Consider the following 3,710-nt stretch of genomic DNA (forward strand, 5'->3'; position numbering starts at 1 on the left):
CCGCGGAATTGAAAGCGGTGGGGGACAGAGGCCGACCAACCCAGTTTCATCTGGAGTTGCAAGATTGTATCGAAGTGAACAGTGCCTTGGAAAACGTCCAAACTGGGCAAACCGCGTGGAGCAGCACCCAACCGGCGGTGAAAATCCGTTTTATTGCGCCAACGGTACCGTGGATGCCGGATTTTGCCAGAGTGACTGGCGCACAAGGGATTGGTTTAGTACTGACTGATAAGGCAGGGCAAATCTTGCCTTTAAATCAGAATAGTAATCCAGATCTGCTGCCATCAGGGCAATCGACGCTGACCTATTATGTCTCACCGGTACGTACGGCACAATTGATGCAGCCGGGCGCGTATTCTGCGTTGATTTCATTTGAAATGTTGTATGAGTAAGGGGAGCGCAATGACAAGGTTTGGTTGTAGCGCATTACTGTTATTGGGCACGTTATGTTTGCCAGCGAGCAGTTTGGCTGGATCAAAGCAATTGGATTTTACCGTCAAAGTGCGTATCGAGCTGAAAACGTGCGATGTGAATAATAATAAAACCATCGAAGTAGAGTTTGGTGACATGATTATCAAAAACATCGATGGTGTGGCGTATGAACAGCCTATTCATTATACATTGGATTGTGAGGATGCTACCAACAGTACTCCACTTAAGTTACGTTTTGGAAATAACGCTGGGGCAACTTTTACCAAAGGTGGCTATCGGCTGCTAAGAACCAGCGAAACTAATTTAGGGCTGATGGTGAAACAAGATGGCAATCCTTTTTCATTCGATAGTTGGATCCCTTTTACTTATGGCAACGAACCAGAATTATCTGTCGTACCCGTGGCGAGTGGCACTGGGGGACTCAATGATGGTGAGTTTGATGCAACGGCGTTATTGACGGTGGAGTATGAATGATGACACAACAACGCACAAATTTCGTCGTATGTTGGGCCATGATGATAGTTGTCATGAGTGGATGTTTCGTCTCACTGGCACACGCCTCAACAGAGGTCTACTTTCACGGAACGTTAATTGACAATCCCCCTTGTGATATCACGGGGGATAATGATCCGATTTATGTGGATTTTGGGGAGGTAGGGATCACCAAAATCGATGGCATTAATTATAGGAAGGATTTTACATTAACAGTGACTTGCGGTAATGACCTTGGTAATGGTGTGCAGCTGTATATGGGATATGACGGTATGAATGCTCCATTTGATACTGATGCTGTACAAACGAGTATCAGAGGGCTTGGCATACGTTTATATTATCAAGGCCAAGTTGTTTCTCCTGATAATGATGACATTCCCATCGTAATGTCAGGTGGTTATTCAAGGGTAATTCCCTTATGGGCTGTTCCTGTGAGAGATGATGGTATCACTTTATTGGAAGATACATTTTCAGCTACTAGCACAGTAGAAATTCGTTATCCGTAAGGTGAATAAAATGAAGAAAATAATCAAAATACTTAGTTACCTTGTGTTAGCGTTATTGGGTGGATTTAGTGCATCTAATGCAGTCGCGGTATCGTCTACCACTATCAATTATGGCGGAACTTTGATTGCTCTGCCGTGCACCATCGAGCCGGGAACTGAAAACCCATATTACTACTTGGGTGTGACACCAACAAAATCACTTTATCGCTTTACTCGGACATCGGGTTTTTTGATTACGTTTGAGTTGAAAGACTGTGATACGTCGCTGGGTAGCACGGTAAAAGCCTCGTTTTCAGGCCCTGTGAACAGTGAAGGGTTACTGATGTTTACCCCTGATAGCGAAGCAAAAGGGGCTGGGATTGGCTTGGAATATTTGGACGGCCGCCCTATTCCAATTGATGGAACAACTGATTATGTAGTGCCACTGGTAGATGGTGATATGACGATCCGTTTAAAGGCTTACGTACAAGGTGAACGTGAAGCACTAGCAAATAAAAGCCTAGCCTCAGGCAATTTTACCGCAGTGATGACCTATACGTTGAGTTATGAATAAGATAATGAATCTAAAAATATTATTGAGCTATCAACTACAGTTTAACGGTCGTGCATATACATGGTTTTTTGGTGACTGACGATGAAAAAATTTCTACTTTTATACTTATTTTATCATATAAGTGCTTTTGGTGATGTGATCTATGATAGAGATTCATGGGGGTATACAGTGGCCAGTGATATTGAAGCTGGATTTTCCCCACCTAGTGTTAGTGGAGGATTTGTTTATATTGCGGATGGTACATGGGTTTCAACAAACCCTCCGGGTTTTACTATAAATAGATTTCGGATTGAAGGTGAGCCAACTATGAGTATTGTAACGCCTGCAAATGATGGTTTTTGTAACGAGCCCGTACAAATTGGTTGGAGCTTTGAATGGGGAGTACTTAAGGAAGGTCATAACCATGTGTCATCGAGGAATGATCTTGCTTCTTATACTTCTTTAGCTCCTAATTCTCCAGTTACACGGGATAAAAGTGGAATCTTAACGGGGGAAGATGCACTCGGTGGCGTATTTCTTAGTGCAAGTCTTCCTTCCCCTGGAGGTGGAGGTGTTGGATTATTATACTCAGTGAATGGTCCGTCGGGGATGTATACGATACCCGGAGGGCTCACTATATATGCATTTGAGACTGGAACCCAGCCAGAAGTATCGGCTGGATATAGAGAGGTATGCCAAGGCGAAACTGGAGCAGCTTACGGACGAGCTAGAGCTTCGTGGAAAACGCCTGCAATTATCTTACCGCCAATACCTGGTGAAGACGATCCAGTCTGTGATTTTTGGTTTGATAATAACACATTAGATTTAGGGATTGTAGATCAAAAATCAGCCGCTAATGCTTATGCTTCGGCACGCCTTAATGGACTTTGTACTGGAGATGCATCGGTAAATTTAGAAGCAACTCCTTATGACATAAAAGTGGGGGGATTAACGATACGAATGATGTTTGATGATTATAACTCAAATACCAAATCGAATTGGAATTTAAGTGAAAATAGAACAGAAAGTACTTCATTATGGGCGCGGGTGACAGATGTCGGTAATTTGATCCCCAATTCTTATTCGCGGTCAGGTGTGGTTCTTATTAATTACAATTAAGGCTAATAAATAATTTATTTCTTATAAAATCCTATCCAATATTCTTATTGTTTTAGGGGTGGTTGGATATTAAAAATTTGAGTTTTATATCAAATCTTATTTTCTCAATTTAGCAAAAAACGCCGTAAACCCTCGCCCAATTGCGGGCAGGGATATAAGGCGAAAAGTCCGCAGGACTTTAAAGATCAATCAGGCGTTGACTGGCTTTGAATGTAGGCTCTGAGCGTTTCAATTGTTGCCCCTCCGGTGCTACAGACAAAGTATGATCTCGACCACAACAACCCTGTTTTACTTTGCATCCGTAAATGTGTGTTCTGCTGGCGTAACATACGCGACGATACCGATTTCAAATTATTGACCATCACACTGACAGCAAGCTTTGGCGGGTAGGCTACCAGCAGGTGTACATGGTCTGGCTCTCCATCCATCTCTATAATTTCACATTCGAGTTTTCCGGCAGCAGAGCTAAAAGCATCATGCAACTGCTCTATCATTTGTCCGTCAAATAGCTTACGTTGTCGATGGATGGTGTATGACCAAATCACCGCTGGCAGGCTCAAAAAAACAGGCAAGAACCCAACAGACCGGGGGAAACGGGGCGTAAAGCGCAGTCTGATGACTGACGGGAA

6 protein-coding genes and 1 pseudogene are annotated in these 3,710 nt (G+C 43.3%); 6 read left to right on the forward strand and 1 reads right to left on the reverse strand.

What is annotated here, in order from left to right:
* From PR675_RS20135 to PR675_RS20155, 5 genes are all read left to right on the forward strand, one after another.
* A partial coding sequence (locus PR675_RS20135; protein ID WP_336297850.1) for a fimbrial protein occupies positions 1-392 on the forward strand: 392 nt, incomplete at its 5' end.
* Between the two features lie 10 nt (positions 393-402).
* Positions 403-906 (forward strand): fimbrial protein, encoded by a 504-nt coding sequence (locus PR675_RS20140; protein ID WP_272582949.1) that lies wholly within the window; start codon positions 403-405, stop codon positions 904-906.
* Positions 903-1,430 carry a fimbrial protein gene (locus PR675_RS20145; protein WP_272582950.1) on the forward strand — a complete coding sequence of 176 codons (528 nt, stop codon included), beginning with the start codon at positions 903-905 and terminating at the stop codon, positions 1,428-1,430. Before PR675_RS20140 ends, PR675_RS20145 begins: the two co-directional genes overlap by 4 nt.
* Positions 1,431-1,440: 10 nt before the next feature.
* Positions 1,441-1,983 carry a fimbrial protein gene (locus tag PR675_RS20150; protein WP_272582951.1) on the forward strand — a complete coding sequence of 181 codons (543 nt, stop codon included), beginning with the start codon at positions 1,441-1,443 and terminating at the stop codon, positions 1,981-1,983.
* Positions 1,984-2,064: 81 nt separating this feature from the next.
* Positions 2,065-3,081 (forward strand): hypothetical protein, encoded by a 1,017-nt coding sequence (locus PR675_RS20155; RefSeq protein WP_272582952.1) that lies wholly within the window; start codon positions 2,065-2,067, stop codon positions 3,079-3,081.
* A 185-nt stretch (positions 3,082-3,266) separates the two neighbouring features.
* Here PR675_RS20155 and tnpA read toward each other — a convergent pair whose 3' ends face one another.
* A complete protein-coding gene (tnpA, locus tag PR675_RS20160; RefSeq protein ID WP_272582953.1) occupies positions 3,267-3,635 on the reverse strand; it encodes an IS200/IS605 family transposase in 369 nt (122 codons plus the stop codon).
* On the opposite strand from tnpA, the pseudogene PR675_RS20165 reads away from it, so the two are divergent.
* Positions 3,599-3,710, forward strand: a pseudogene (locus tag PR675_RS20165) (IS5/IS1182 family transposase); the annotation flags it as partial. The gene tnpA and the pseudogene PR675_RS20165 sit on opposite strands and share 37 nt — an antisense overlap.

The sequence above is a fragment of the Providencia sp. PROV261 genome (genome assembly GCF_028477945.1).
Lineage (GTDB): Bacteria > Pseudomonadota > Gammaproteobacteria > Enterobacterales > Enterobacteriaceae > Providencia > Providencia stuartii.

Bases quoted from the DNA above. Each gene is read 5' to 3' on its own strand.
- PR675_RS20140 (WP_272582949.1), top strand. From the start codon at position 403: ATGACAAGGTTTGGTTGTAGCGCATTACTGTTATTGGGCACGTTATGT.
- PR675_RS20145 (WP_272582950.1), top strand. From the start codon at position 903: ATGATGACACAACAACGCACAAATTTCGTCGTATGTTGGGCCATGATG.
- PR675_RS20150 (WP_272582951.1), top strand. From the start codon at position 1,441: ATGAAGAAAATAATCAAAATACTTAGTTACCTTGTGTTAGCGTTATTG.
- PR675_RS20155 (WP_272582952.1), top strand. From the start codon at position 2,065: ATGAAAAAATTTCTACTTTTATACTTATTTTATCATATAAGTGCTTTT.